Annotated in this window: 24 protein-coding genes; 15 read left to right on the forward strand and 9 right to left on the reverse strand. The window is 65.8% G+C overall.

The window, feature by feature from the left end; translation table 11 throughout:
* Positions 1-92 precede the first annotated feature (92 nt).
* Together mdtD and AB4Y36_RS02235 are read left to right on the forward strand one after the other, a co-directional pair.
* Entirely contained in the window at positions 93-1,535 is a 1,443-nt protein-coding gene (gene mdtD, locus AB4Y36_RS02230; RefSeq protein WP_069262782.1) for a multidrug transporter subunit MdtD, read from the forward strand.
* A gap of 279 nt (positions 1,536-1,814) precedes the next feature.
* On the forward strand, positions 1,815-3,086 hold the full coding sequence (locus tag AB4Y36_RS02235) for an EAL domain-containing protein (RefSeq protein ID WP_368604056.1): 1,272 nt from the start codon (positions 1,815-1,817) through the stop codon (positions 3,084-3,086).
* Between the two features lie 24 nt (positions 3,087-3,110).
* On the opposite strand, the gene AB4Y36_RS02240 is transcribed toward AB4Y36_RS02235, so the two are convergent.
* Positions 3,111-4,223, reverse strand: coding sequence for a sigma-70 family RNA polymerase sigma factor (locus AB4Y36_RS02240; protein WP_368682202.1), 1,113 nt, complete (start codon positions 4,221-4,223; stop codon positions 3,111-3,113).
* Between the two features lie 174 nt (positions 4,224-4,397).
* Between AB4Y36_RS02240 and clpP the strand changes: the two genes are divergently transcribed.
* Positions 4,398-5,042 carry an ATP-dependent Clp endopeptidase proteolytic subunit ClpP gene (gene clpP / locus AB4Y36_RS02245; RefSeq protein ID WP_321930894.1) on the forward strand — a complete coding sequence of 215 codons (645 nt, stop codon included), beginning with the start codon at positions 4,398-4,400 and terminating at the stop codon, positions 5,040-5,042.
* 25 nt (positions 5,043-5,067) lie between these two features.
* Here the strand turns inward: clpP and AB4Y36_RS02250 are convergent, their stop codons facing one another.
* Positions 5,068-5,718, reverse strand: coding sequence for a TetR family transcriptional regulator (locus tag AB4Y36_RS02250; protein ID WP_368682203.1), 651 nt, complete (start codon positions 5,716-5,718; stop codon positions 5,068-5,070).
* Positions 5,719-5,781: 63 nt separating this feature from the next.
* Between AB4Y36_RS02250 and AB4Y36_RS02255 the strand changes: the two genes are divergently transcribed.
* Complete coding sequence (locus AB4Y36_RS02255) at positions 5,782-6,357, forward strand: isochorismatase family protein (protein WP_069262787.1); 576 nt, start codon at positions 5,782-5,784, stop codon at positions 6,355-6,357.
* A gap of 106 nt (positions 6,358-6,463) precedes the next feature.
* Here the strand turns inward: AB4Y36_RS02255 and sodB are convergent, their stop codons facing one another.
* Both sodB and xseA read right to left on the reverse strand, forming a co-directional pair.
* Entirely contained in the window at positions 6,464-7,042 is a 579-nt protein-coding gene (gene sodB, locus AB4Y36_RS02260; protein WP_042266176.1) for a superoxide dismutase [Fe], read from the reverse strand.
* 369 nt (positions 7,043-7,411) lie between these two features.
* Entirely contained in the window at positions 7,412-8,788 is a 1,377-nt protein-coding gene (xseA, locus tag AB4Y36_RS02265; RefSeq protein WP_368682204.1) for an exodeoxyribonuclease VII large subunit, read from the reverse strand.
* A gap of 555 nt (positions 8,789-9,343) precedes the next feature.
* Between xseA and lpxK the strand changes: the two genes are divergently transcribed.
* From lpxK to AB4Y36_RS02290, 5 genes are all read left to right on the forward strand, one after another.
* The gene (lpxK, locus tag AB4Y36_RS02270) at positions 9,344-10,423 is read left to right on the forward strand and encodes a tetraacyldisaccharide 4'-kinase (RefSeq protein ID WP_069262789.1); all 1,080 of its coding nucleotides are present in this window, start codon (positions 9,344-9,346) and stop codon (positions 10,421-10,423) included.
* Complete coding sequence (locus tag AB4Y36_RS02275) at positions 10,404-10,607, forward strand: Trm112 family protein (protein ID WP_042266182.1); 204 nt, start codon at positions 10,404-10,406, stop codon at positions 10,605-10,607. Before lpxK ends, AB4Y36_RS02275 begins: the two co-directional genes overlap by 20 nt.
* A gap of 162 nt (positions 10,608-10,769) precedes the next feature.
* Positions 10,770-11,573 carry a 3-deoxy-manno-octulosonate cytidylyltransferase gene (kdsB, locus tag AB4Y36_RS02280; protein WP_342948480.1) on the forward strand — a complete coding sequence of 268 codons (804 nt, stop codon included), beginning with the start codon at positions 10,770-10,772 and terminating at the stop codon, positions 11,571-11,573.
* A 300-nt stretch (positions 11,574-11,873) separates the two neighbouring features.
* A complete protein-coding gene (gene adk / locus AB4Y36_RS02285; protein WP_069262791.1) occupies positions 11,874-12,536 on the forward strand; it encodes an adenylate kinase in 663 nt (220 codons plus the stop codon).
* 213 nt (positions 12,537-12,749) lie between these two features.
* On the forward strand, positions 12,750-13,508 hold the full coding sequence (locus AB4Y36_RS02290) for an SDR family NAD(P)-dependent oxidoreductase (RefSeq protein ID WP_368682205.1): 759 nt from the start codon (positions 12,750-12,752) through the stop codon (positions 13,506-13,508).
* A gap of 79 nt (positions 13,509-13,587) precedes the next feature.
* On the opposite strand, the gene AB4Y36_RS02295 is transcribed toward AB4Y36_RS02290, so the two are convergent.
* Entirely contained in the window at positions 13,588-14,427 is an 840-nt protein-coding gene (locus AB4Y36_RS02295; RefSeq protein ID WP_035513442.1) for a SirB1 family protein, read from the reverse strand.
* 5 nt (positions 14,428-14,432) lie between these two features.
* The gene (gene murJ, locus AB4Y36_RS02300; protein WP_069262793.1) at positions 14,433-15,983 is read right to left on the reverse strand and encodes a murein biosynthesis integral membrane protein MurJ; all 1,551 of its coding nucleotides are present in this window, start codon (positions 15,981-15,983) and stop codon (positions 14,433-14,435) included.
* A 436-nt stretch (positions 15,984-16,419) separates the two neighbouring features.
* On the opposite strand from murJ, the gene rpsT reads away from it, so the two are divergent.
* Positions 16,420-16,692 (forward strand): 30S ribosomal protein S20, encoded by a 273-nt coding sequence (gene rpsT / locus AB4Y36_RS02305; protein ID WP_069262794.1) that lies wholly within the window; start codon positions 16,420-16,422, stop codon positions 16,690-16,692.
* Positions 16,693-16,830: 138 nt separating this feature from the next.
* On the opposite strand, the gene AB4Y36_RS02310 is transcribed toward rpsT, so the two are convergent.
* Positions 16,831-17,178, reverse strand: coding sequence for a DUF3579 domain-containing protein (locus tag AB4Y36_RS02310; protein ID WP_069262795.1), 348 nt, complete (start codon positions 17,176-17,178; stop codon positions 16,831-16,833).
* 625 nt (positions 17,179-17,803) lie between these two features.
* Between AB4Y36_RS02310 and argF the strand changes: the two genes are divergently transcribed.
* On the forward strand, positions 17,804-18,733 hold the full coding sequence (argF, locus tag AB4Y36_RS02315; RefSeq protein WP_368682206.1) for an ornithine carbamoyltransferase: 930 nt from the start codon (positions 17,804-17,806) through the stop codon (positions 18,731-18,733).
* Between the two features lie 78 nt (positions 18,734-18,811).
* On the opposite strand, the gene AB4Y36_RS02320 is transcribed toward argF, so the two are convergent.
* Complete coding sequence (locus AB4Y36_RS02320; protein ID WP_368682207.1) at positions 18,812-19,612, reverse strand: IclR family transcriptional regulator; 801 nt, start codon at positions 19,610-19,612, stop codon at positions 18,812-18,814.
* A 127-nt stretch (positions 19,613-19,739) separates the two neighbouring features.
* Here AB4Y36_RS02320 and AB4Y36_RS02325 point away from each other — a divergent pair, with 127 nt between their 5' ends.
* Positions 19,740-20,930: an acyl-CoA dehydrogenase gene (locus tag AB4Y36_RS02325; RefSeq protein ID WP_069262798.1), complete on the forward strand. Its 1,191-nt coding sequence runs from the start codon at positions 19,740-19,742 to the stop codon at positions 20,928-20,930.
* A gap of 105 nt (positions 20,931-21,035) precedes the next feature.
* On the opposite strand, the gene AB4Y36_RS02330 is transcribed toward AB4Y36_RS02325, so the two are convergent.
* On the reverse strand, positions 21,036-21,674 hold the full coding sequence (locus AB4Y36_RS02330; protein ID WP_069262799.1) for a peroxiredoxin: 639 nt from the start codon (positions 21,672-21,674) through the stop codon (positions 21,036-21,038).
* A gap of 358 nt (positions 21,675-22,032) precedes the next feature.
* On the opposite strand from AB4Y36_RS02330, the gene AB4Y36_RS02335 reads away from it, so the two are divergent.
* From AB4Y36_RS02335 to AB4Y36_RS02345, 3 genes are all read left to right on the forward strand, one after another.
* Positions 22,033-22,335, forward strand: coding sequence for a YqjD family protein (locus AB4Y36_RS02335; RefSeq protein ID WP_007584918.1), 303 nt, complete (start codon positions 22,033-22,035; stop codon positions 22,333-22,335).
* 205 nt (positions 22,336-22,540) lie between these two features.
* Entirely contained in the window at positions 22,541-22,927 is a 387-nt protein-coding gene (locus AB4Y36_RS02340) for a phage holin family protein (protein ID WP_069262800.1), read from the forward strand.
* Positions 22,928-22,942: 15 nt separating this feature from the next.
* Complete coding sequence (locus AB4Y36_RS02345; RefSeq protein ID WP_069262801.1) at positions 22,943-23,410, forward strand: DUF3318 domain-containing protein; 468 nt, start codon at positions 22,943-22,945, stop codon at positions 23,408-23,410.
* Positions 23,411-23,426 lie beyond the last annotated feature (16 nt).

Raw genomic sequence — 23,426 nt, forward strand, 5'->3', positions numbered from 1 at the left:
TACGCCACATTTGCGGCAGCCGGCCCGGCCGTCTGCGTGCGCGCGCCGTTTTCCCTACAATGGCGCTTGCCTGCGCGCCCCTCTCCTCGCCCATGTCCGAATCCACCGCTGCGTCCAGCACCACTGCGTCGCCCCGCTCGCTGTCCGTGATGCTGTGGCTCGTCGCCACCGGCTTCTTCATGCAGACCCTCGATTCGACCATCGTCAACACGGCGTTGCCGGCGATGGCGAGGAGCCTCGGCGAACTACCGTTGCGCATGCAATCAGTGGTGATCGCGTATTCGCTCACGATGGCGGTGATGATTCCCGTATCGGGCTGGCTCGCGGACAAGCTCGGCACGCGGCGCGTGTTCCTCGGCGCGATCTTCGTGTTCACGGTCGGCTCGCTCCTGTGCGCGAGCGCCCATACACTGAACCAGCTCGTGGCCTCGCGCGTCGCGCAAGGTGTGGGCGGCGCCATGCTGCTGCCGGTCGGCCGTCTTGCCGTGCTGCGCACGTTTCCCGCGGAACGCTATCTGCCCGCGCTCTCGTTCGTGGCGATTCCGGGGCTGATCGGCCCGCTCATCGGCCCGACGCTCGGCGGCTGGCTCGTGCAGATCGCCTCGTGGCACTGGATCTTTCTCATCAACGTGCCGGTGGGCGTGGTGGGCTGCATCGCCACCTTCATCTTCATGCCCGACAGCCGCAACCCCGACACGCCGCGCTTCGACCTGCCGGGCTACCTGCTGCTCGTGATCGGCATGCTCGCGATTTCGTTCGCGCTCGACGGGCGCAGCGAATTCGGCATCCAGCACGCCACCGTGCTCGTGCTCTTCATCCTTTCGCTCGCCGCGTTCGTGGCCTACGGTCTGCACGCGGTGCGCACGCCACAGCCGATCTTTTCGCTCGACCTTTTCAAGATCCACACCTTCAGCGTGGGGCTGCTCGGCAACCTGTTCGCGCGCATCGGCAGCGGCGCGATGCCGTATCTGATTCCGCTGCTGCTTCAGGTGGCGCTCGGCTACACGGCGTTCGAGGCCGGCCTCATGATGCTGCCCACGGCCGCCGCGGGCATGTTCTCCAAGCGCCTCGTGACGTATCTCATCATGCGCTACGGCTACCGCAGCGTGCTGGTGTCGAACACGGTGCTCGTGGGCCTCATGATGGCGAGCTTCGCGCTTTCCACGCCCCACGAGCCGCTGTGGATGCGCATCGCGCAACTGGCGATCTTCGGCGCCGTGAACTCGATGCAGTTCACGGCGATGAACACGCTCACGCTCAAGGACCTCGGCACGGGCGGCGCGAGTAGCGGCAACAGCCTTTTCTCGCTCGTGCAAATGCTCTCGATGAGCCTCGGCGTGACCGTCGCGGGCGCGCTGCTCACCACCTTCACGGGCATCATGGGCCACAAGACGGGCGAGAACGTGATTCCGGCGTTCCACGCGACCTTCATTTGCGTGGGCATCATTACGGCGGGCTCGTCGTGGATCTTCGCGCAGCTCTCGTCGGACCTGCGCCGCACCGCGAAGAAGACCGATCCGTCCGAGCGGACCTGACAGCGCGCCTGACAAGCCGGGCCCGGGGTCGTTGCGGTCGCATCCTCACCGCCGGCGCGCGCACCGCAAAGGTGCGGCGCGCCTCGTGGCTGTGCGTCGCCTGGTTTCGCGCCGGATTCACGCACCATCCCGCACACCATCCCGAAATAGCACGTGCGCCATTGCACGGGTGAACGGCCGCTGGACCCGGCACTCGCATACTTTTTGCTGTTCTATCCTGTAAACTTGACGCTCACGCGTCCCGCCCGTCACGTCCGTCCCGAGCGCCATCGAAACGAAATGACCAGCATGATCGACATCGATCCCCCCGGTTTCCAGTCTCGCCCCATCGCCGGCGAAGAAGGCGCCCGCCGCACCGTGCTATACGGCGGCTACACCGTCTTCAGCGTGTTCCAGCCCGTGTTTTCGGTCGCGCACCGGCGCGCGATCGGCTATCACGCGTCGCTGCGCGCGCACGACGAGCAAGGCCAGCAGGCGCCCTCGCAGGAGGTGTTCACGCAGGCGGCGCGCCGCGGCGACCTGCTCGAACTGGGGCGTCTCGCGGAATCGCTGCATCTGGGCAACTTCAACGCGTTCGATTCGCATGACGAATGGCTCTTTCTGAGCCTGCACCCGGCCGCGCTCATGGACACGAGCTACGGCGACGCCCTGCTCGCCGGCCTCAAGGCGCTCGGCCTGCAGCCGCAACGCGTGGTGCTGGAAGTGTCGGAACAGGCAGGGGGCGAGAATTCGCGCTTCGCGGAGATCATCGACGGATTGCGCAAGGCGGGCTTCGTGATCGCGCTGGATGGCTTCGGCGCGAAGCATTCGAACATCGACCGCGTGTGGCAGGTGCGGCCCGACATCGTCACGCTCGACCGCAGCCTGCTCGCCCAGGCGAGCCGCCACGCGCATATCGAGCGCGTGCTGCCGGGGCTCGTCTCGATGCTGCACGAGTCCGGTCAGCTCGTGCTCGTGGGCGGCCTTTCGACCGAGCGCGACGCGCTGATCGCGCTGGAAAGCAACGCCGACTTCGTGCAGGGCGCGTATTTCGCGCGGCCCGACGTCGAGCCGGTGCCGCCGGCCAAGGCCGCGCAGCTCATGGACGATCTTTCGGCGCGCCTGCGCGAGCGCGTGGCCGCGCGCGAGCGTTCGCAGTCGGCGCGCCTCGCGCCGTACGTGAGCGCCATCGAAGCGGCCGCGAAGCAGCTTGCCGAGGGCGCGACCATGAGCGACGCCACGCTGCCGCTGCTCGGCCTCGACGACACGGCGCGCTGCTTCCTGCTCGACGCGTCGGGCCGCCAGATCGGCGACAACGTGCTGCCCGACGGCCGCACGTCGCAGCGCGCCAAGCGCTTCCGGCCGCTGCTGCATTCTGAAGGCGCAAGCTGGGAACGGCGGCCTTACTTCATCGGCGCAAGGAAGGCGCCAGGCCGCGTGCAGTTCACGCCGCCCTATCTGTCGATCAACGAGGCGCACCTGTGCGTCACGGCCTCGGTCGCCTTGCAAACGGAGCACGGCGTGCAGGTACTGTGCGTCGATATCAACTGGGACGCCGCGTTGCGCGGCTAGCGCCCATTCAGGCCGAGGCCTGGCTTACGCGAGGACGAGCGGCTCGGTGAGCAGCGTCGCGCAGCCGTGTGTGGCGCACGCGCGAGCGGTGACGGTAAGCGTGGACACGCACGCCGCGCCGTCGCTCGAAGCGAGCCGGGCCAGCATCTTGCGCACCGCCTCCCCGCCGAAAGCCCGGTTGGCGGCCTGAAGCCGGTTGGCCGGCCCCGCGCTTCCCCCTTCCGTTGCCGCGACACAAACGACCGGCTCGGGCAGCCCGTCGCGGTCGTCGCGCACATGCAGCCAGGCGGCGAGCGCGCCGTCCTGCGCGACGAGCGCCACGCCCGGCTCGCCGTCCAGCGCAAGCGCTTCGGCGCGCAGAACGCGCGCAACGGGCGCTTCTTGCGGGACCTCGCTGCGAGACTCTTCGGCCGCGCTCGCCACGACCAGCGCGTTTGCCGTCACCCCCAGCAGATCCATCAATCCCACGCGATCCTGTGCTTGCAGTACGTCACGCAAGCGCTCGACCGTGCGCGCGTGCCGCACTTTGTCTGCTGGCGCCGCTTGCGGCACGGCCTCGCGAGCGAGCCGAACACGGGCGCGCCGCACGATCTGCCGGCAATGCTCGTTCGTGCAGCCGGTGAGTGCGCCGATCTGCGCGTAGTCGCAGTCGAAGGCCTCGCGCAGCACGAACACCGCCTGCTCGAGCGGTCCCAGCCTTTCGAGCAGCAGCAGCAGCGCGTCCGAGAAGCGCCACGCGCGCAAGCCCGCCTCTTCCGCAGAAGGCGCCGCGTCGTCGAGCCACGCGGCCTCGTGTTCGCCCGCTTGCTCGCGACGCAAACGCCGCAGCCGGTCGATCGCAAGGCGCACGGTGACCGTGGCGAGCCACGCCTGCGGGACGCGCAGGGCTTGTGCGTCGGCGTCGCGCCAGCGGAACCACGCGTCCTGCACGACGTCCTCGGCCTCCGCACGGCTGCCCAGCACGCGTGCGGCCAGCGCAATGAGCCGAGCGCGCGCCTCGCCGAAGGCGGCGGCGCGGCGCGCGTCGGTCCACGCTGCCGGCGCCGGCTCGGCTTCGTCGCTCACTGGGGTCGCAGCCTCATTACACCCGGTGCCTTCCAGACTCGTTCCTTCGATTGTGTCGATCGCCTGCGTCATTCGCTTCGCTCCTTCGCCATGCGTGCTCGCTGCCGCCCTTTCTCTCATGACGTCCGGCACGCGGCCGGCGTGACAGCCTCACGCAAAAATATTTTCGTCACGGGCGACCCGCGGCGGGCGTCATGGCAGCAGTGGCGCAATCGCGCCGCCTACGGAAAAAACACGAGGCCCGTCATGCCATCCTTTGCACTGAATCATGCAGCATTGCCGCCGAGCGCGCTCAATCTCGTCCCGACCGTGATCGAAACCTCGGGGCGCGGCGAGCGCGCCTACGACATCTACTCACGCCTCCTGCGCGAGCGCATCGTGTTCCTCGTCGGGCCGGTGACCGAACAAAGCGCGAGCCTCGTGGTCGCGCAATTGCTCTTTCTCGAAGCGGAAAACGCGGACAAGGACATCAGCTTCTATATCAACTCGCCGGGCGGTTCGGTCTACGACGGACTCGCCATTTACGACACGATGCAATTCATCAAGCCCGATGTCTCGACGCTGTGCACGGGTTTCGCCGCCAGCATGGGGTCGTTTTTGCTCGCCGCGGGTGCAAAGGGAAAACGCTTCGCACTACCGAACGCACGCATCATGATCCATCAACCTTCGGGAGGCGGCCAGGGCACCGCCGCCGATGTCGAGCTGCAGGCGCGCGAGATCCTGTACCTGCGCGAGCGCCTGAACGCGATACTCGCCGCGCGTACCGGACGCGGCATCGAGCAGATCGCGCACGACAGCGACCGCGACAACTTCATGTCGGCCCACGCGGCCGCCGAGTACGGCTTGATCGACCGCGTGCTCGAGTCGCGCGACGACCCGTTGCTGCGCTAAAGCGCTGTGTCTGCGGCTCGAGGGCTCACGCGAGCCGCACGGCGAGCCACGCCGCCAGCACGCCCTTGTACTCGGCGACCAGCAGCTTGCGCTCCTTCGGCTTCGCCGCGGCGTATAGTGGGTTGAGGCTCTTGATGACCTGCAGCATGACTTCGGCCACGCGATAGGCCTCGTCCGACGCAAGCGCCGGCTGATAACGCAGGAAGAGCGCCGTGAAACGCTGGCGCAGCAGATTGCGCACGGCCGCATCGCGCTTGAAGCCGAGCGGCACGGAAAGCAGCGGCAAATACGCGGGATAGTCGTGCATCAGATCGACCATCAAGTCGAACAGCCGCTCGACGAGTTGCGCGAGCGGCAGCTTGCCTGCATCGTCGTGCGCGGCGATGAGCGCGCTCCAGCGCGCGTCCATTTCGTCGCCATAGCGCTTGCGCAGCGCGAGGGCCAGTGCCTCCTTGTTCGGAAAGTACTGATACGCCGCGCCCACCGAAACGCCCGCCTGCTGCGCGATCTGCGTCATCGTCGCCGCTTCGAAGCCGCGCTCGGCGAAGGCTTCGCCTGCGGCTTCGAGCAGCGCCTCGACCGTGCGCGCCGCGCGTTCCTGACGCGGCACGCGCCGGGCGTTGTCGCGTGCCTCTTCCTTTTGCGCCTCTTTACGCGCAAGCGGGTCTGCCGCCATATCTGAAGCCTCCTTCACATTCGTGTATGATTATGTGAAGCCATCCTCACATATAGGTGAACCATGACGCAAGCACTTTCACTGAATGCGCGCACCACGGCGCTCGTGATGATCGACCTTCAGCACGGCATCGTAGGCCGCCAGATCGCGCCCTATAGCGGCGCGCAGGTCGTCGCCAACGCCAAACCGCTCGCCGACGCACTGCGCGCCAAGGGCGGCACCGTCGTCTGGGTGCACGTGCTCCTGAACGAACTGCTCGCGTTGCCCGCCGACGCGCCCGGCCGCACGCCCGACACGCCGCCCGCACCGGCAGAAGCCTCGGAACTCGTGCCCGAGATCGGCGCGCAACCCGAGGACGTGATCGTCGCCAAGCGCCAGTGGGGCGCGTTCTACGGCACGAACCTCGAGCAGCAACTGCGCCGCCGCGGCATCGACACCATCGTCATCGGCGGCATCGCCACGAACTTCGGCGTCGAATCCACCGCGCGCGCGGCGTTCGATCTCGGCTTCAAGCTCGTGTTCGTCGAAGATGCCACCTCGGGTCTGAACGAGGAGATGCATCACTTTTCGTTCGAGAAACTGTTCCGCCACATGGGCCACGTGCGCTCGACGCAGGAAACCATCGCCGCGTTTGCGTAAATTCGTTTGTATAAAACGCTTCGCACAAAACAAAAAAGCCCTCGACTCGCATCGAGGGCTTTTGCATGTGCCGCAGCCAGTGCGGCGCATTCAGCAGGGCTTCGTATTACGCGAAGTTCTGTGCTGCGAAGTTCCAGTTCACGATGTTCCAGAACGCTTCGACGAACTTCGGACGCGCGTTGCGGTAGTCGATGTAGTAAGCGTGTTCCCACACGTCGATCGTGAGGAGCGCCTTGGCGTCGGTCGTGAGCGGGGTGGCGGCGTTGCTGGTCGACACGATGTCGAGCGAGCCGTCAGCCTTCTTCACGAGCCACGTCCAGCCCGAACCGAAGTTGCCCACGGCAGCCTTCGTGAAGGCTTCCTTGAACGCGTCGTAAGAGCCCCACTTCGCGTTGATCGCGTCGCCGAGCGCGCCCGACGGTGCGCCGCCGCCTTGCGGCGAGAGGCTGTTCCAGAAGAACGTGTGATTCCAGATCTGCGCCGAGTTGTTGAACACGCCACCCGACGACTTCTTGACGATCTCTTCGAGCGAGAGCTTTTCGAACTCGGTGCCCGGAATCAGGTTGTTCAGATTCGTGACGTAAGCCTGGTGGTGCTTGCCGTAGTGGAACTCGAGCGTCTCTTCCGACATGTGCGGAGCGAGGGCGTTCTTCGCGAACGGCAGCGGCGGGAGCGTAAATGACATGATGCGGTTCCTTCGTCGTGTTATGGGGAGTTCTGCGTGATAACCGGCATGGAGCACTCGATTGTAGGCGAGTTGGAATAACCCCGCAAACAAGCGGCCTTTATGCCGGATATCGTTTGCGCAGGGCTTTTCCGAATGAACCGCTATGCGGTTTTGCGCCGATGCAACGACGCTCGAACAACGCTTTCCATGCCTGCTTGGCGCGCAGGCGAGACGGCTGCAATCGCGTTGCAATCTTCGCGCAACCGGTGTGCAAACTTCCTGCAACGAGACTGCAACAATCGCTTGCCGCGACGATATTTCGTCGAGGCGAAGCGATCCTCGCTGAGCAGCAAGCAACGGGCCCGGCAGGCCGGCTGCGAGCCCAGATCAGAAACCGTCGGCGAGACGCGGCTGGACATCGGCGAGCGCGACGTCGGCGCTGCCCTGCGCGAGATGCACGGTGAGCCGCTTGCCGGGCTTGAGCGTGGCGGGCGAGCGCACCGCTGCACCGGTTTGCGCATCGAGCAGCGCCGCGTAGCCGCGCTCGAACGTGCGTTGCGGGCTCAGCACTTCGAGGCGGGCCGTGAACTCCGAAACGCGCGCCGCTTCGCGCTCGCGCTGGCGCGCGAAGGCGCCGTCCAGACGCCGGCCGAGCGACTCCAGCTGGGCGCGCTGCGCGGCGGCGTCGGGCCGCGCGCGCTGCCAGCGCATCTGCATGACGTTCAGGCGCGCACGCGCCTCGGCGCTGGCACGCGAGCCGGCCGAAGCGAGCCGTATCGTCAGCTGGCGCAGGTGCGTGCGCTGCTGCGCGAGCCGCTCGACGGGCGAAACGAGCCGGCGCGCCAGCCAGTCGAGCTGCTGCGCGCGCCGCTCGAGCAGACGGCCGAAATCGCGTGCGAGCGTGGCATGGCGCTGGTCGAGGTCGCGCAGCAGCAGCGTGCGCTGCGGACTGACGAGTTCCGCCGCGCCAGTGGGCGTCGGCGCGCGCACGTCGGCGGCAAAATCGGCGATCGTGAAATCGGTTTCGTGCCCCACGCCGCTCACCACGGGAATGGCGCTGGCCGCGATCGCGCGGGCAAGCGCCTCGTCGTTGAACGACCACAGGTCCTCGATCGAGCCGCCGCCGCGGCACAGCACGAGCACGTCCACCTCGTTGCGCGCGTTCGCTGTCTCCAGCATCGCCGTGAGTTTTTCCGCCGAGCCCGCGCCCTGCACCGGCGCGGGGTAGACGATCACCGGCACGTGCGGCGCGCGGCGGCACAGCGTGGTCAGCACGTCGCGCAGCGCGGCGGCCTGCATCGACGTAATCACGCCGATGGCGCGCGGATGCGAGGGCAGCGCGCGTTTGCGCTCCGGGTCGAAGAGCCCTTCAGCTTCGAGTTGCGCCTTCAGCCGCAGGAAGGCTTCATAAAGGCGGCCCTGGCCGGTACGCCGCACGGCCTCGACATTCAGCTGGAGTTCGCCGCGCGGCTCGTACATCGTGACGAGCGCGCGCACTTCGATACGGTCGCCTTCGCGCGGCGTGAATTCGGCGTACTGCGCACGGCCACGGAACATCACGCAGCGAATCTGCGCCTGGGCGTCCTTGATCGAGAAGTACCAGTGGCCGCTCGCGGCGCGCGTAAAGTTGGAAACTTCGCCGGAAATCCATGCAAGCGGGAACGTGCGCTCGAGCATCGAGGCGATCGCCCGGTTGAGCGCCGAGACCGGCACGACGACGTCGCCCGAAGGCGCGGAGGAAGCGGAGAAGCGGTCGGATAGCATGCGTAAGGGTGTGGAGAAACCTTGGCCGGACAGACGATAGACCGTTCGGGGGGCGATAGTCCAGCACGAATGAGACCCGGCCCGCAAGCCCCGCGAAGTGTCCACATCGGCGCTGTCATGCGGCATGCTGACCGCAGCCGGCCCGCAAACGCTGAAAAAATCGCTCACGCCATTGATTTCTATACGTTTTTTATCGATATCACATCCTTACAGGCCGATGGAGAGGCCGAGGAATGGGCTTTTGCGCCTTCCCGGGATGTACTTCTCCACAAAGTTATCCACAGGCGTCGATTTTTCGGGCGTTTCGCGCGGCTTGCAGGCAACCGACAGTTGCGTGCGGCCCGGCAACTTGCCGCGTAACGCCTACCCGCGCTAGAGTGCCGGGTTCACGAACGCCTGTGCCGCATCACTCGCATGCGCAGGTCATTCGTCTGCCGTCCTGTTTGTCGCTCAGCTCACCTGGAACCGGAGAACCGACCCGATGCCCGCCCTGCCTGTCTGCTTCCCGCATACCGCGTGCGGCGCTTCGCGCGCAAATTACCGCGCATATTGCCGATGAGCGGCCCCGTCTCCAGTCTCAAGGAACGCCTCGAAGCGCAGTTTGCGCACGCCTGGCAACGCCGCGGCGCACTCGCCTGGGGGCTCACGCCGCTCGCCGCCGCGTTCGCCGCCGTGAGCGGTGCGCGCCGCGCCGCCTTCGCGGCGGGCTGGCTCAAGAGCGTTCGTGTGGGCGTGCCCGTGGTGGTGGTCGGCAACGTGACCGTGGGCGGCACAGGCAAGACGCCCACGGTGATCGCGCTCGTCGAGGCGCTGCGCGCCGCGGGCTTCTCGCCGGGCGTGGTCTCGCGCGGGTATGGCGCGAAAATCGCCCGCCCCACGCCCGTCACGGCCGATACGCCCGCGCGCCTTTGCGGCGACGAACCCCTGTTGATCGCCCGCCGCACGGGCGTGCCCGTCTGGGTCTCGCCCGACCGCGTGGCCGCGGCCACGGCGCTGTGCGGCGCTCACGGCGATGTCGACGTGATCGTGAGCGACGACGGCCTGCAGCACTACCGCCTGGTGCGCGACGTCGAGATCGTGGTGTTCGACCATCGCCTGGGCGGCAATGGCTTTCTGCTGCCGGCGGGCCCGCTGCGTGAGCCGCTCTCGCGCCGGCGCGACGCCACGCTGGTGAACAACCCGTTCGAGCGCACGCTGCCGGCCTGGCCCAATACGTTCGCGCTCAAGCTCGAACCCGCCGACGCCTGGCATCTCGCCAATCCGGCGCTGCGGCGTCCGCTCGCGCAGTTTGCCGCCGGCGCGGCCGCAGTGGGGCAAGACGCAGGCACACAGGGATCGCCGGGCGCGCTGCGCCTCGTGGCGGCGGCCGGCATCGGTTCGCCGGAGCGCTTTTTCGCGACGCTGCGCGCGGCCGGCCTCGCGCCGCAAACGCTGCCGCTGCCCGACCACTACGCCTACGCAACCAACCCGTTCGCCGACGTCACCGCCGACGCGATCCTGGTCACTGAAAAGGATGCAGTAAAATTGGGGGCCTGGAACGACGCGCGCATCTGGGTCGTCCCCGTTGAAGCCGCGCTCGATCATCGCCTCATTACCCTGGTTGTGGAGAAACTTCGTGGACGCTCGTCTGCTTGAAATCCTGGTCTGCCCGATCTGCAAGGGCCCGCTCAGCTATGACCGCGCCGCGCAGGAGCTGATCTGCAACGCCGACAAGCTCGCCTACCCGATCCGGGACGGCATTCCGGTCATGCTCGTCGACGAAGCGCGTCAAACCGTGGAAGGCACGCCGGTCGATCCGCACGGGCCGAGCGCCGCGTAAGGCGCGCGGGCGGCGCCACCCGCGCCGCTCACTCCGCTCATCTCGTCTTACTGGCTCGAAACCGGGTCACGCGCGCCGCCGCCCGGCGCGCTGTCGTCTCCCAAGGCGGTTTCCCGAACCGGTTTCCCCAATCCCCCTTTCCTGTCCTAGCTCGAACTGGCCATGACCGCACCCGTGCAACCCTTCATCGCCGTCGTCCCGGCGCGTCTCGCGTCCACGCGGCTGCCGAACAAACCGCTCGCCGACATCGGCGGCAAGCCCATGGTGGTGCGCGTGGCCGAGCGCGCGCGCGCTTCGGGCGCGCAGCAGGTGCTGATCGCCTCGGACGCCCAGAGCGTGCTCGACGCCGCCCGCGCCCACGGTTTCGAGGCCGTGCTCACGCGCGCCGACCACCCGTCGGGCACCGACCGCTTAGCCGAGGTCGCCGAGCACTACGGCTGGAGCGACGAGACGATCGTGGTCAACGTGCAGGGCGACGAGCCGCTGATCGACCCCGCGCTCGTGTGCGACGTTGCGTCGCACCTCGCCGCGCACCCCGAATGCGCGATCGCCACTGCCGCGCATCCCATCACGGCGCCCGACGAAATCTTCAGCCCGAACGTCGTGAAGGTCGTGCTGGACGTCCGCGGCGTTGCGCTCTACTTCTCGCGCGCGCCCATTCCCTGGGCCCGCGACGCCTGGCAGCCCCACTGGTCGCCGGCGCGCCTCGATCTCGGCGCAATGCCCGCCCCGCCGGCTCCCGCGACCGTCTACCGCCACATCGGCCTGTACGCGTACCGCGCGAAATTCCTGCGCAGCTACCCCTCGCTCGCGCATTCGCCGATCGAGCAGGTGGAGGCGCTGGAGCAGCTTCGCGCGATGTGGCACGGCGAGCGCATCGCGGTGCTCGTGACGACCGAGGCACCCGCGCCGGGCGTCGACACCCCCGCCGACCTCGCCCGTGTGCAGGCGTTATACCGGCCTTAATTCCGTCCGTGGGGCAAAAATCCCATGGCATAATCAATTGTTTGCGCGAGCCGTCTAAAGCCTTTGTGCGTCGGGGTTTCCCCGCTTTTCGGCACCGTCTTGCAGCGCCGCCCCGTGTCCAGTGCCACTCATGAACACCGGGCGAAAGCCGCGCGGGACATGCCGTCGCCCCCGCCAGCACTGCCTCGACGGCCGTGAGCGAACGGGCGAGGAGACGCACGACGCTGACGATGCCGCCCCACCGCGCGTGCGGGGCAGCCGCCGCGCCGCAAGAATTCACACAGATCGGAGATTGTTCACATGCGTTTGATCCTGTTGGGCGCCCCGGGCGCGGGCAAGGGAACCCAGGCAACCTTCATCAAGGAAAAGTTCGGCATTCCGCAAATCTCGACGGGCGACATGCTGCGCGCGGCCGTCAAGGCCGGTACGCCGCTTGGCCTCGAAGCGAAGCGATTCATGGACGCCGGCGAACTCGTGACCGACGAGCTCATCATCAATCTCGTGAAGGAGCGCCTTCAGGAGCCCGACTGCCAGAACGGCTACCTGTTCGACGGCTTCCCGCGCACGCTGCCGCAAGCCGAAGCGATGAAGCAGGCGGGCGTCGCGATCGACTACGTGCTCGAGATCGACGTGCCGTTCGACGAGATCATCACGCGCATGAGCGGCCGCCGCATGCACCCGGCTTCGGGCCGCACATATCACGTCAAGTTCAATCCGCCGAAAGTGGACATGACGGACGACGTGACGGGCGAACCGCTCGTCCAGCGCGACGACGACAAGGAAGAAACGGTGCGCAAGCGTCTTGACGTGTACGTCGCCCAGACCAAGCCGCTCATCGCCTACTACAGCGACTGGGCGAAGCGCGGTGAGGAAAACGGCCTGCAGGCGCCGCAGTATCGCGCCATCTCCGGCCTCGGCAGCGTCGACGAAATTCGCGAGCGCGCGTTCGAAGCGCTCAAGTAAGCGGGCCAAAGTCCGCGGGTCAAAGCCCGCGGGTCACAGTTCGACCCGAAGCCGGTTTCGGCATACTTGCTGGTTTGCCTGCGGGCCGGCTGGCGCCGCACTCCCGAGGTGATTCGGGACGCGACGCCAGCCGGCCCGTTTTGTTTTTGGTGAGTCTCGCGCGCATTGCCTCTCTGCGTGGGACAGCACGGCCATAACGACAGGAGACGAAAGATGCAAATCCGCGGCAACGTATTTCTCATCGCCGGCGGCGCGTCGGGGCTCGGCGCGGCCAGCGCGCGTCTGATTGCGGCCGAAGGCGGCAAGGTCGTCATCGCCGACCTCAACGAGGACGCCGGCAACGCGCTCGCGAAGGAACTGGACGGCGCGTTCGTGACGTGCAACGTCGCGAGCGAGGACGACGGCGCGCGCGCCGTGGCCGCGGCAACTGCGCGCGGCACGCTGCGCGGCCTCGTGAACTGCGCGGGCATCGCGCCCGCCGTGAAGACCGTGGGCAAGGACGGCCCCCATCCGCTCGACACGTTCTCGAAGACCATTTCGGTCAATCTGATCGGCACCTTCAACATGATCCGCCTCGGTGCGGCCGCCATCGCCCAGACCGCGCCCAGCGAGGGCGGCGAGCGCGGCGTGATCGTCAACACGGCTTCAGTGGCCGCTTACGACGGCCAGATCGGCCAGGCGGCCTACGCCGCGTCGAAGGGCGGCGTCGTCGCAATGACGCTGCCGATTGCGCGCGACCTTTCGCGCAGCGGCATCCGCGTGATGACGATCGCGCCCGGCATCTTCGAAACGCCGATGCTGCTCGGGATGCCCAAGGAGGTGCAGGATGCGCTCGGCGCGATGGTCCCGTTCCCGCCGCGCCTCGGCAAGCCGGATGAGTACGCGATGCTCGTCAAGCAGATCGTCGAGAATCCGATGCTCAACGGCGAGGTGATCCGTCTGGACGGCGCGATCCGCATGCAGCCGAAGTAACGGCGCGGCCTCTCCCCGCACGATAAAAGAAGCCCGCGACGACAATCGCGGGCTTTTTTCTGCGGCCAGGCCGCGGGTTTCAGTCGTTATCGAGCGTGCGCTGGCGCAACTCGTGCAGCTGCGACTCGACGACGGTCGCGTCTTCCGCGTCGGGGCGCTCGTCGAGATAGTGTTCGAGGTCTTCGAGCGCCGGGCGCAGATAGTCGAGCCGAGCATAAGCGAAGCCGCGGTCGCGCACTTCCTCGATGTTCTCCGGCAGCAGGATGACGAGCCGCTGCTGGATGGCCAGCAGGCGCTGCCAGCGCTCGGTCTGCAGATAGACCGACTTCAGGTTGCGCAGCATGCGCGCGACGATCTCGCGACGGGTGGCCGGCTCGAGCAGCATGCGCAGCGCGCGCGCCACGGAATCTCCGGCGTTGGCCACGAACGGCTCGAGCATCTCCACCATGTCGGATTCGGTGAGCGTGCGGCCCGTGGTGGGATCGAGCATCTCGTCGCCTTCGGGCAACGCCACGCGCAGCAGAAAATGTCCCGGAAACGACACGCCCTTCACCGGCAGGCCGAGCTGGGTCGCCATTTCCAGATACAGCACCGCGAGCGAAATGGGGATGCCGCGCCGGCGTTTGAGCACGGCGTTCAGATGGCTGTTTTCAGGGTCGAGAAAGTCGTTGAGGTTGGCCGCGAAACCCATCTCGCGAAAGAAGCAGCGGTTGAGCACGGCAACCTGCTGGCGCACGTCCGCCCCTTCGGGCATGCGGCGGCGCACACGCAGCGCGAGTTCGTCGATCTCGGCAAGCGTGCCTTGCAGATCGAGATCGGGATAAGCGTCCTGCGCGATCGCGAGTGCCGCCTCGGTGAGCGGCAGGCTCTCGTCGTCGGCAACGAGCGCGCTGAAATAATCCAGAACCCGCGTAGTCATCGTCGTCACTTCGCCCGCCTCTTGAAGTACGCGTATTTGAAGCCCATCAGCCAAAGCATACCGAAATATAGCGCCGCGAACAGGACGAGGCACGCACCGAGCAACGCGATGCGTTCGAGCGGCGCATGACGCAGTGCGATCCAGTCGTAGCTGATGGCGCACCAGTGCATCGCCCCGGCCAGCACGAGACATGCCCCGAGCAACTGCACGAAGAACGTCGCCCAGCCGGAGGACGGCATATAGATGCCGCGGCGGCGCAGCCCGATGAACAGCAGCAGCGCGTTCATGCAGGCGCCGAGGCCGACCGAGAGCGTCAAGCCCGCGTGCGAGAAGATCGGCACGAAGAGGTAGTTGCTGATCTGCGTGGCGATGAGCACGCCCACGCCGATCTTGACCGGCGTCTTGATGTCCTGACGCGCGTAGAAGCCGGGCGCGAGGATCTTGATGAGGATGAGGCCGACGAGCCCCACCCCGTACGCCGCCAGTGCGCGGCCCGTCATGATGACGGACGTGGCGTCGAACTTGCCGTAGTGAAACAGCGTGGCCGTGAGCGGCTCGGCGAAGAAAAAGAGCGCGACGGCCGAAGGCGCGGCAAGCAGGAACGTCACGCGCAGGCCCCAGTCGAGCAACGCCGAGTACTCGTGCGGATCGGCATCGACGTGCGCTTTCGAGAGGCTCGGCAGCAGGATGGTGCCGAGCGCCACGCCGAGCAGCGCGGTCGGGAACTCCATCAGGCGGTCGGCGTAGTTGATCCACGACACCGCGCCGGGCCCCAGACGCGAGGCGATATTGGTGTTGATGATGAGGCTGATCTGCGCGACCGAGACGGCGAACATGGCGGGCACCATCTTCGCGAGCACCCGCTTCACGCCTTTGTGCGCGAGCGCCTTGAGCGGGTTCAGGCCGATGCGCGGCATCATGTCGATGCGCTTCAAGCCCGGCAACTGCACGATGAACTGCAGCACGCCGCCGACGATCACGGCCCACGCGAGCGCGTAGACGGGCTGCTTCATGTGCGGCGCGAAGGCCACTGCCGCCGTGATGAACGAGACATTGAGCAGCACCGGCGCGAACGCGGGCAGCGAGAACTGCTTGTACGTGTTGAGCACGCCCGACGCGAGCGACGTCAGCGAGATGAACACGATATAGGGGAACATGATGCGCGTCATCGTGACGGCAAGCGGGAACGCTTGCCCGTCGCTCTTCAAGCCCGACGCGACCACGATCACGACGAACGATGCGCCGAAAATGCCGAGCAACGAGAGGACGGCGAGCACCCAGGCAAGCACGGTCGAGGTGGCGTCGACGAGCGCGCGTGTGGCGTCGTGGCCCTTCTGGTTCTTGAACTCCGCGAGAATCGGCACGAACGCCTGCGAAAAGGCGCCCTCCGCCGAGATGCGGCGCAGCAGGTTGGGAATACGAAACGCGACGTAGAAAGCGTCGGTGTACTGGCTCGCACCGAAGGCGCGCGCAATCAGCGTTTCTCGGGCCAGACCGGTCACGCGCGACAGCAGCGTGAAGCCGCTGACTGTCAGCAGGGCTCGGAATAGATTCATGGGGCGGTCATTATACGGGCGTCGTCCGCTCCATCGCGGATGCGCAGCGCAAAGGTCGGCGCAAAACCCCGCACGACGCCGCAGGCGAGCGGGAGGCAAAGACCAGGCGCGCTGATTGTGACCGTGTCGCGTGAAAGGCGTTCACGTCCGGCGGCGCTTGTCTTCGCTATCGCACTGTGATTGCCACCATCATGATTCTGTTGCTATAATCATCGATTCGAGTTCTCCCAGAGGGCTCGAAACGCGTCTTGGAAAGAGAGCAGGAAAGCGTCAGCAACCCGGCGTCAGCAACCCGCTCTGGCACAAAAGGCGCGGCTGGTTGAGCGAAACTCAGCTGGCAAATACCGTTTTGAACGTTTCAGGCATCGCTGCCGGTCGTTCAAATCCAGGCAAAGAGCGTCGGTCGCACCACGCTCCGCAATCACAAGGAATCGCAATGGCAAACTCCGCACAAGCACGCAAGCGCGCCCGTCAGGCCGCGAAAGCAAACTCGCACAACTCGGCACTGCGCTCGAAGTTCCGCACCGCCATCAAGGCTGTTCGCAAGGCAATCGACGCCGGCGACCAGGCTAAGGCTGCTGAAGTTCTGAAGGCATCGGGCAAGACGCTCGACATCATCGCCGACAAGAAGATCGTTCACAAGAACAAGGCCGCTCGCCATAAGAGCCGCCTGGCTGCTGCCGTCAAGGCAATGCAGGCCGCGCAGTAAAGAGATCCGGATTGCCGGCCACGGCTGGCATCCCTCTTTGAGCTGCACCACAAAAAACCCGCCTCGGCGGGTTTTTTTGTTTCTGCCGGGCGCAAAAAAACCACCGAGGCGGGTCCGTCCGTTGCCTGCGCCGCGCCGTCAGCGCACGTTGGCTTGCTGCGTGGCGTGGTCGTGAGGCAGTTCGCACGCCTCGGTCACGACGAGGTCGTTGTCCTTCGCGAAGTTCATCACGAAATTGAAGGCCATGGGCTCGATGTCCTTCAGGCGCGAGTCCAGCACGACGACCTTGAGGTCGCCGATCATCGTCGGGCGCACATAGAGCGAGTAGCGCAGATACGCATTCGGGCCGCGAGCATTGGCCGACGCTTTCGGACCAAAGCTCGACATCACCCCGGCGAGGCGCTCCGACCAGTCACTCGGACGAAACTTCTTCCCCGCGCTGGTGATGCCTTGAATGAAGTATTCGGTTGGAGCTTCGTCGGCCATGCAGGAGTACCTGTGTGTGTAGCTGCTGGGTGCGTTTGCAGCGTGTAACGGCGGCACGAGCGCTGCGCCCGCGCGGGTACCGCGGAACGCCGGCCGCGGGGGGCGCCCGCCGCCACACGCATGGACAGTCCGATGGATAGGAAACGGCTGCCGCGCATCCCGCCTGGCGTAAAGTCTCGATCATCGCCGCCGACGCGCGTCGCAAGCAGGTCTCGCAACGGGATCGACAGGACGATTTCGCGGCGCACTGCCAGTCGGCGCACAGGCCGCTCCAGCGGGCTTTCCTGGCGCGGCCGCGAGGTGTTGCCACCTTGCCGTCACACACGTTCAGGGCCCGTTTGTCGTGCCTAAGAAATCTCTGGGATTATAGCGCACTGACCGTTTTGACGCAGTGCACACAAGGCACTTGAAAGGCTGGATCCGGGCTCTCGCGATGCCCGCAAAACAGGCACGAAAGCCGTCGCAAAAGTGCCACCCACCGTACGCCGGGGCGCCCTGCCTATATTTTGGGCAACTCGTCAAAATGCGTAAAATCCTTTATGCTGCTTTGACTTACCACCAACCGCAGCGGCGTCGCCGGCCCAATCCTGTAGTTCGAGGCCGGATCGGGCGCCGTTTTTGTTTCATGACCTCCCGGACCATACGCCATTACCTGCAGTTCAAGGATTTCTCCCTTGACGAATATGAATATGTGCTGGAGCGTACGCGCATCCTGAAGCGCAAGTTCAAGAACTACGAGACCTATCACCCGCTGCACGACCGCACGCTGGCGATGATCTTCGAGAAGAGCTCCACGCGCACGCGCCTTTCGTTCGAAGCGGGTATCTTCCAGCTGGGCGGCCACGCGGTGTTCATGAACACGCGCGACACGCAGCTCGGCCGCGGTGAGCCGATCGAAGATTCGGCGCAGGTCATCTCGCGCATGGTCGACATCATCATGATCCGCACATTCGGCCAGGACATCCTGCAGCGCTTCGCCGAAAGCTCGCGCGTGCCGGTCATCAACGGTCTCACGAACGAGTACCATCCCTGCCAGGTGCTGGCCGACATCTTCACGTACTACGAGCACCGCGGTCCGATCCGCGGCAAGACTGTGGCGTGGGTCGGCGACGCCAACAACATGCTCTACACGTGGATCGAAGCTGCGCAAATCCTCGGCTTCAAGCTGCGCATCTCCACGCCGCCGGGTTATCCGCTCGATCCGGCGCTGGTCGCGCCGGAAAGCAAACCGTTCTACGAAGTGTTCGACGACCCGCACGACGCCTGCGACGGCGCCGACCTCGTCACGACCGACGTCTGGACCAGCATGGGCTTCGAGGCCGAAAACGAAGCGCGCAAGCAGGCCTTCGCCGACTGGTGCGTGGACGCGCCGATGATGGCCCGCGCCAACGCCGATGCGCTTTTCATGCACTGCCTGCCCGCGCACCGCGGCGAGGAAGTGAGCGCCGAGGTGATCGACGGCCCGCAGAGCGTGGTTTGGGACGAGGCGGAAAACCGCCTGCACGTGCAGAAGGCGCTCATGGAGTTCCTGCTGCTCGGCCGCCTGAACCACTGAGCCTCGCGCACATCACCAAGAAGAAAGCCGACCTGAAAGTCGGCTTTTTTGTGCGCGCTGCGGCGCGCGCCTCGTTCATCAGACCGTTTCACCAAGACGGCGCGCCAGCGACTTCAGAAGCGGCGCCACGCGCTCGCGAAACACCTCGGGGCCCATCGACGAAGCCGGCCCGCTGCAGCTGAGCACGAGCCAGCGACGCTCGCGCGGCTCGCGAAACGGCACCGCCACCGCGTTGACGTCTTCGTGCCAGTCGCGAAACGAATAGCAGCACCCCTCCTTGCCGAACACCTCGATCTCGTGTTTCGCGGCCGCAACCAACGCCGGCCCTTCGGCGCCCGCTGCCTTCTCCAGTTCCGCGAACAACGCCATCCGCACATCGATGGGCTGCACGGCCAGATACGCGCGGCCCATCGAACTCGTCAGCATCGAGAGCCGCGAGCCCGACGCGAGGCCGAGCGTGAGCGCCGTCTCGCTGCGGATCGTCTCCAGATAGATCACGTCGAGGCCGTCACGGCACCCCAGCGACACCGCGGCGCCCACCTCGCGCGCGAATGCGCGCATATGCGGGCGGGCGAGTTCGAGCGTGTCCGTGCCGGAAAGCAGCGCAAAGCCGAGCGACAGCACCCCGGCGTCGAGCGCATATTTGCCTAGCGATTCGTCAAAGCGCAGATAACCGAGCACGGTGAGCGTGTATGCGAGCCGGTTCACGGTCGCCTTGGGCAGGCCCGTGCGCTCCACGAAATCGCGGTTGCCGAGCAGCGTCTCGCCGGGACGGAATGCGCGCAGCAGGTCGAGCCCGCGGGCGAGCGCCACGACGAACTTGCGCTCATCGATCGGCCCCTCGGCCAGCGAAGCAGAAAAAGAGGAAGTCGTAGTCATTCCGGATGCAGACATGGGCGCCCTGGTGCTACACTAAAGTCAATTTGCAAAACATTGTTCCGCATAGCGGAACTCGCGTCAAGCGCAAATTTGCCCATTTCAAGGATTTGAGGAAAGGAGAGACACCATGGCCGCACACGCCCAGTTCCATTGGGAAGACCCGCTTCTGCTCGACCAGCAGCTCACCGAAGAGGAGCGCATGGTGCGCGACGCCGCCGCCGCGTACGCCCAGGACAAGCTCGCGCCGCGCGTGCTGGAAGCGTTCCGCCACGAGAAGACGGACGCCTCGATCTTCCGCGAGATGGGTGAAGTCGGCCTGCTCGGCCCGACGATTCCCGAGCAATACGGGGGCCCCGGCCTCAATTACGTAGCTTATGGTCTGATCGCGCGCGAAGTCGAGCGCATCGACTCGGGCTATCGCTCGATGATGTCGGTGCAGTCGTCGCTCGTGATGGTGCCGATCTTCGAATTCGGCTCGCAAGCGCAAAAGCAGAAGTACCTGCCCAAGCTCGCCAGCGGCGAATGGATCGGCTGCTTCGGTCTCACGGAGCCGAACCACGGCTCGGACCCGGGCAGCATGGTCACGCGCGCGAAGAAAGTGAACGGCGGCTACGCGCTCTCGGGCGCGAAGATGTGGATCACGAACTCGCCGATCGCCGATGTTTTCGTCGTCTGGGCGAAGCTCGAAGAAGACGGCAAGGACGACATCCGCGGCTTCATTCTGGAGAAGGGCTGGAAGGGTCTGTCGGCGCCGGCCATCCATGGCAAGGTGGGTCTGCGCGCTTCGATCACCGGCGAAATCGTGCTTGACGAAGTGTTCGTGCCGGAAGAAAACCTCATGCCGGGCGTGAAGGGCCTGCGCGGTCCGTTCACCTGCCTGAACTCGGCGCGCTACGGCATTGCCTGGGGCGCGCTCGGCGCCGCGGAATCGTGCTGGCACACCGCGCGCCAGTACGTGCTCGACCGCAAGCAGTTCGGCCGCCCGCTTGCCGCGAACCAGCTGATCCAGAAGAAGCTCGCCGACATGCAAACGGAAATCACGCTCGGGCTGCAGGGCTGCCTGCGTCTTGGCCGCATGAAGGACGAAGGCACGGCGGCCGTCGAGATCACGTCGATCATGAAGCGCAACTCGTGCGGCAAGTCGCTCGACATCGCGCGTCTCGCCCGCGACATGCTGGGCGGCAACGGCATTTCCGACGAGTTCGGCGTGGCGCGCCACCTCGTGAATCTCGAAGTGGTGAACACTTACGAAGGCACGCACGACATCCACGCGCTGATCCTCGGCCGCGCACAAACGGGCATTCAGGCGTTCTTCTGATCGCCGCCCTGCCCGGCTTCGCCGGCGCATGAAAAAACGCCGCACGATTCGTTTCGTGCGGCGTTTCTGTTTCGGCGCCCGTGACGCGGACGCTGGCCGAACGGCTTACTTGTTGGGCTGCGGTGTCATGCGCAGATACGGACGCAGGGCCTTGTAGCCCTTCGGGAACTTCTGCTTGAGGACTTCCTCGTCCTTCAGCGACGGCACGATCACGACGTCGTCGCCCTGCTTCCAGTTGCCGGGCGTCGCGACCTGATAGTTGTCGGTGAGCTGCAGCGAGTCGATCACGCGCAGCACCTCGTCGAAGTTGCGGCCCGTGCTCGCCGGATAGGTGATGATGAGGCGCACCTTCTTGTTCGGGTCGATCACGAAGAGCGAGCGCACAGTGAGCGTCTCATTCGCGTTCGGATGGATCATGTCGTACAGCGTGGACACCTTGCGGTCGCCGTCCGCGAGAATCGGGAAGCCGACGTTAGCGGCTTGCGTCTCGTTGATGTCCTTGATCCACTCGTTGTGCGACTGGGCGCTATCCACCGAAAGCGCAATCGTCTTCACGTTGCGCTTCTCGAATTCGTCCTTGAGCCTGGCGGTCAGGCCAAGCTCGGTCGTGCAGACCGGCGTGAAGTCGGCCGGGTGTGAAAACAGCACGCCCCAGCTATTGCCGAGCCACTCGTGAAACTTGATGCGGCCAATGCTCGAATCCTGCTCGAAGTCGGGTGCGATATCGCCAAGACGTAGACTCATGGTGCGGTTCCTCTGAACGAAGTGAACGGGTTTGATCGAACCGGCGCGCGCTGCCCGTTGATCCAGTAGACGTTTACAACACTCAAGCATACAGGCCCAGGTTGCGCCCCGCGAACGAACATCGGCTCACACCGGTATGAGTTTTTGTAATTTTGAGCCGATTGGAGGAAACTTTAGGTGCCGGATCAAATCAATGACTCACCTCGCGATTATTTGTGAGCGGGATCCAGAGCCCCGTCCATACACGCTCGCGGGAACGGATCGTGCGAACTCGCAGGTCGTGGCGGCGCGTCATGCTTGCCAGCGCCCGTATCTTTGTTACGATTCACGCGTGATGTGACACGATGGGAGCCAGTCAATGTCAGAAGTCAACAAGGAGAGGCTGATGTCCGATATCAAAACCGTCCTCGCGGACGCAGAGGACCTGCTCAAGCAGGCTGCGAGCGCTACGGGTGAGCGCGCTTCGGAATTGCGCGAAACGGCACTCTCGCGTCTGAAGCAGGCAAAAGAGAAGGCCGCCGACGTCCAGGTGGTCGTGGTCGAGAAAGGCAAGAAAGCGGCCCGCGCCACCGACGACTATGTCCACGAGCATCCGTGGGCGTCGATCGGGATCGCCGCCGGCGTGGGCGTGCTGGTCGGATTGCTGATCAACCGCAAATAAAGCAGCGCTCGCCGCGCTACGCGAGTGGGCTCCGGGCCCCTCGCGCGGCGCGCTCGACCAGGCGCTGGCAGCGCTTGCCTGACGGCTTTTCGTTGGCGCGGCCCACCGCACCGCTTGGTCTCGCCGGGCAATTCAGCCCGCTGTCTTTTGTTGCGTTTTTTCTTGCGCATTGCTCGGGCATCCGCCTGCGCCACCTGCCATCGCCATGACGACAGACACCCACTCGCAGCGACACGAACACGGGCCGTTGCGCCGACTGCTCGGCTCCGCGTCCGCGATGCTACAGACGCGGCTAGAACTGATCGGCATCGAACTCGCCGAGGAGAAGGACCGCCTCATCGGCGTGCTCTTTCTTGGCCTCGCGGGGATGATGTTCGCGATGCTTGCCCTGATCGCGCTCACGGCGCTCGTTGCCATCGCCTTCTGGGACACGTACCGCTGGGAGGCGCTCGCCGGTCTCACGGTCGTCTACGCGATCGCGGCCATTTTCTGCGGCCTGAAGGCGCGCCGCGGGCTGCACACCGCGCCACTCGTCTTCCAGGCGACGCTCGAGGAATTCGAGAAAGACCGAGACGCCCTGCGCAACCCCTAGCCGCGAGCCGACGCCATGAATCAACCTCGACCGGACACTGCTTTTCGCCCCCGCCGCGGCCGCGCGCACGATCTGTCGACGCCGCAGCTGCGCGCCCTGCGCAAGGAATTGCTGCTCGTGCGAGCGAGCGTCGAGCGTGCCGAAATGGCCGAAGCGCTCGTCGACATCCGCGCGACGGTTACGAACTTCAGCTGGCTGCGGTTCGTCGTGCCCGGATTCAGTCGCTCAGGCGGCGGCGTGGCTTCCGGCCTCGGCAGCCTGCTCAAGGAATATCCGCTGGTCAGTTCGCTCATCTCGCTCATCGTGGCAAAGCCGCTGCGTACGAGCATCGTCTCGGCTGCGCGCCCCGTCATCAAGTGGGGCGGCCTCGCTTTTACGGCGTGGGAAGCGTATCGCGTTTGGCAGCAGGTGCGGCGTCAGCGCGGCACCTCTGCGAACCGGCCTGCCCGCGACAAGTCCGACGAAGACGACCTCACCGGCTGATCACCGCCGCCCGCGG

Source organism: Paraburkholderia sp. BR10936 (assembly GCF_040965735.1).
GTDB classification, from domain to species: domain Bacteria; phylum Pseudomonadota; class Gammaproteobacteria; order Burkholderiales; family Burkholderiaceae; genus Paraburkholderia; species Paraburkholderia nodosa_A.

Excerpts from the sequence above, each read along its gene's own strand:
- lpxK (WP_069262789.1), top strand. The coding sequence starts at position 9,344 with ATGAGCGGCCCCGTCTCCAGTCTCAAGGAACGCCTCGAAGCGCAGTTT.
- adk (WP_069262791.1), top strand. The coding sequence starts at position 11,874 with ATGCGTTTGATCCTGTTGGGCGCCCCGGGCGCGGGCAAGGGAACCCAG.
- AB4Y36_RS02335 (WP_007584918.1), top strand. The coding sequence starts at position 22,033 with ATGTCAGAAGTCAACAAGGAGAGGCTGATGTCCGATATCAAAACCGTC.
- clpP (WP_321930894.1), top strand. The coding sequence starts at position 4,398 with ATGCCATCCTTTGCACTGAATCATGCAGCATTGCCGCCGAGCGCGCTC.
- AB4Y36_RS02330 (WP_069262799.1), bottom strand. The coding sequence starts at position 21,674 with ATGAGTCTACGTCTTGGCGATATCGCACCCGACTTCGAGCAGGATTCG.
- xseA (WP_368682204.1), bottom strand. The coding sequence starts at position 8,788 with ATGCTATCCGACCGCTTCTCCGCTTCCTCCGCGCCTTCGGGCGACGTC.
- sodB (WP_042266176.1), bottom strand. The coding sequence starts at position 7,042 with ATGTCATTTACGCTCCCGCCGCTGCCGTTCGCGAAGAACGCCCTCGCT.
- murJ (WP_069262793.1), bottom strand. The coding sequence starts at position 15,983 with ATGAATCTATTCCGAGCCCTGCTGACAGTCAGCGGCTTCACGCTGCTG.
- AB4Y36_RS02240 (WP_368682202.1), bottom strand. The coding sequence starts at position 4,223 with ATGACGCAGGCGATCGACACAATCGAAGGAACGAGTCTGGAAGGCACC.
- kdsB (WP_342948480.1), top strand. The coding sequence starts at position 10,770 with ATGACCGCACCCGTGCAACCCTTCATCGCCGTCGTCCCGGCGCGTCTC.
- AB4Y36_RS02290 (WP_368682205.1), top strand. The coding sequence starts at position 12,750 with ATGCAAATCCGCGGCAACGTATTTCTCATCGCCGGCGGCGCGTCGGGG.
- AB4Y36_RS02345 (WP_069262801.1), top strand. The coding sequence starts at position 22,943 with ATGAATCAACCTCGACCGGACACTGCTTTTCGCCCCCGCCGCGGCCGC.
- AB4Y36_RS02255 (WP_069262787.1), top strand. The coding sequence starts at position 5,782 with ATGACGCAAGCACTTTCACTGAATGCGCGCACCACGGCGCTCGTGATG.
- AB4Y36_RS02250 (WP_368682203.1), bottom strand. The coding sequence starts at position 5,718 with ATGGCGGCAGACCCGCTTGCGCGTAAAGAGGCGCAAAAGGAAGAGGCA.
- mdtD (WP_069262782.1), top strand. The coding sequence starts at position 93 with ATGTCCGAATCCACCGCTGCGTCCAGCACCACTGCGTCGCCCCGCTCG.
- rpsT (WP_069262794.1), top strand. The coding sequence starts at position 16,420 with ATGGCAAACTCCGCACAAGCACGCAAGCGCGCCCGTCAGGCCGCGAAA.
- AB4Y36_RS02325 (WP_069262798.1), top strand. The coding sequence starts at position 19,740 with ATGGCCGCACACGCCCAGTTCCATTGGGAAGACCCGCTTCTGCTCGAC.
- AB4Y36_RS02340 (WP_069262800.1), top strand. The coding sequence starts at position 22,541 with ATGACGACAGACACCCACTCGCAGCGACACGAACACGGGCCGTTGCGC.
- AB4Y36_RS02310 (WP_069262795.1), bottom strand. The coding sequence starts at position 17,178 with ATGGCCGACGAAGCTCCAACCGAATACTTCATTCAAGGCATCACCAGC.
- AB4Y36_RS02320 (WP_368682207.1), bottom strand. The coding sequence starts at position 19,612 with ATGACTACGACTTCCTCTTTTTCTGCTTCGCTGGCCGAGGGGCCGATC.
- argF (WP_368682206.1), top strand. The coding sequence starts at position 17,804 with ATGACCTCCCGGACCATACGCCATTACCTGCAGTTCAAGGATTTCTCC.
- AB4Y36_RS02235 (WP_368604056.1), top strand. The coding sequence starts at position 1,815 with ATGACCAGCATGATCGACATCGATCCCCCCGGTTTCCAGTCTCGCCCC.
- AB4Y36_RS02295 (WP_035513442.1), bottom strand. The coding sequence starts at position 14,427 with ATGACTACGCGGGTTCTGGATTATTTCAGCGCGCTCGTTGCCGACGAC.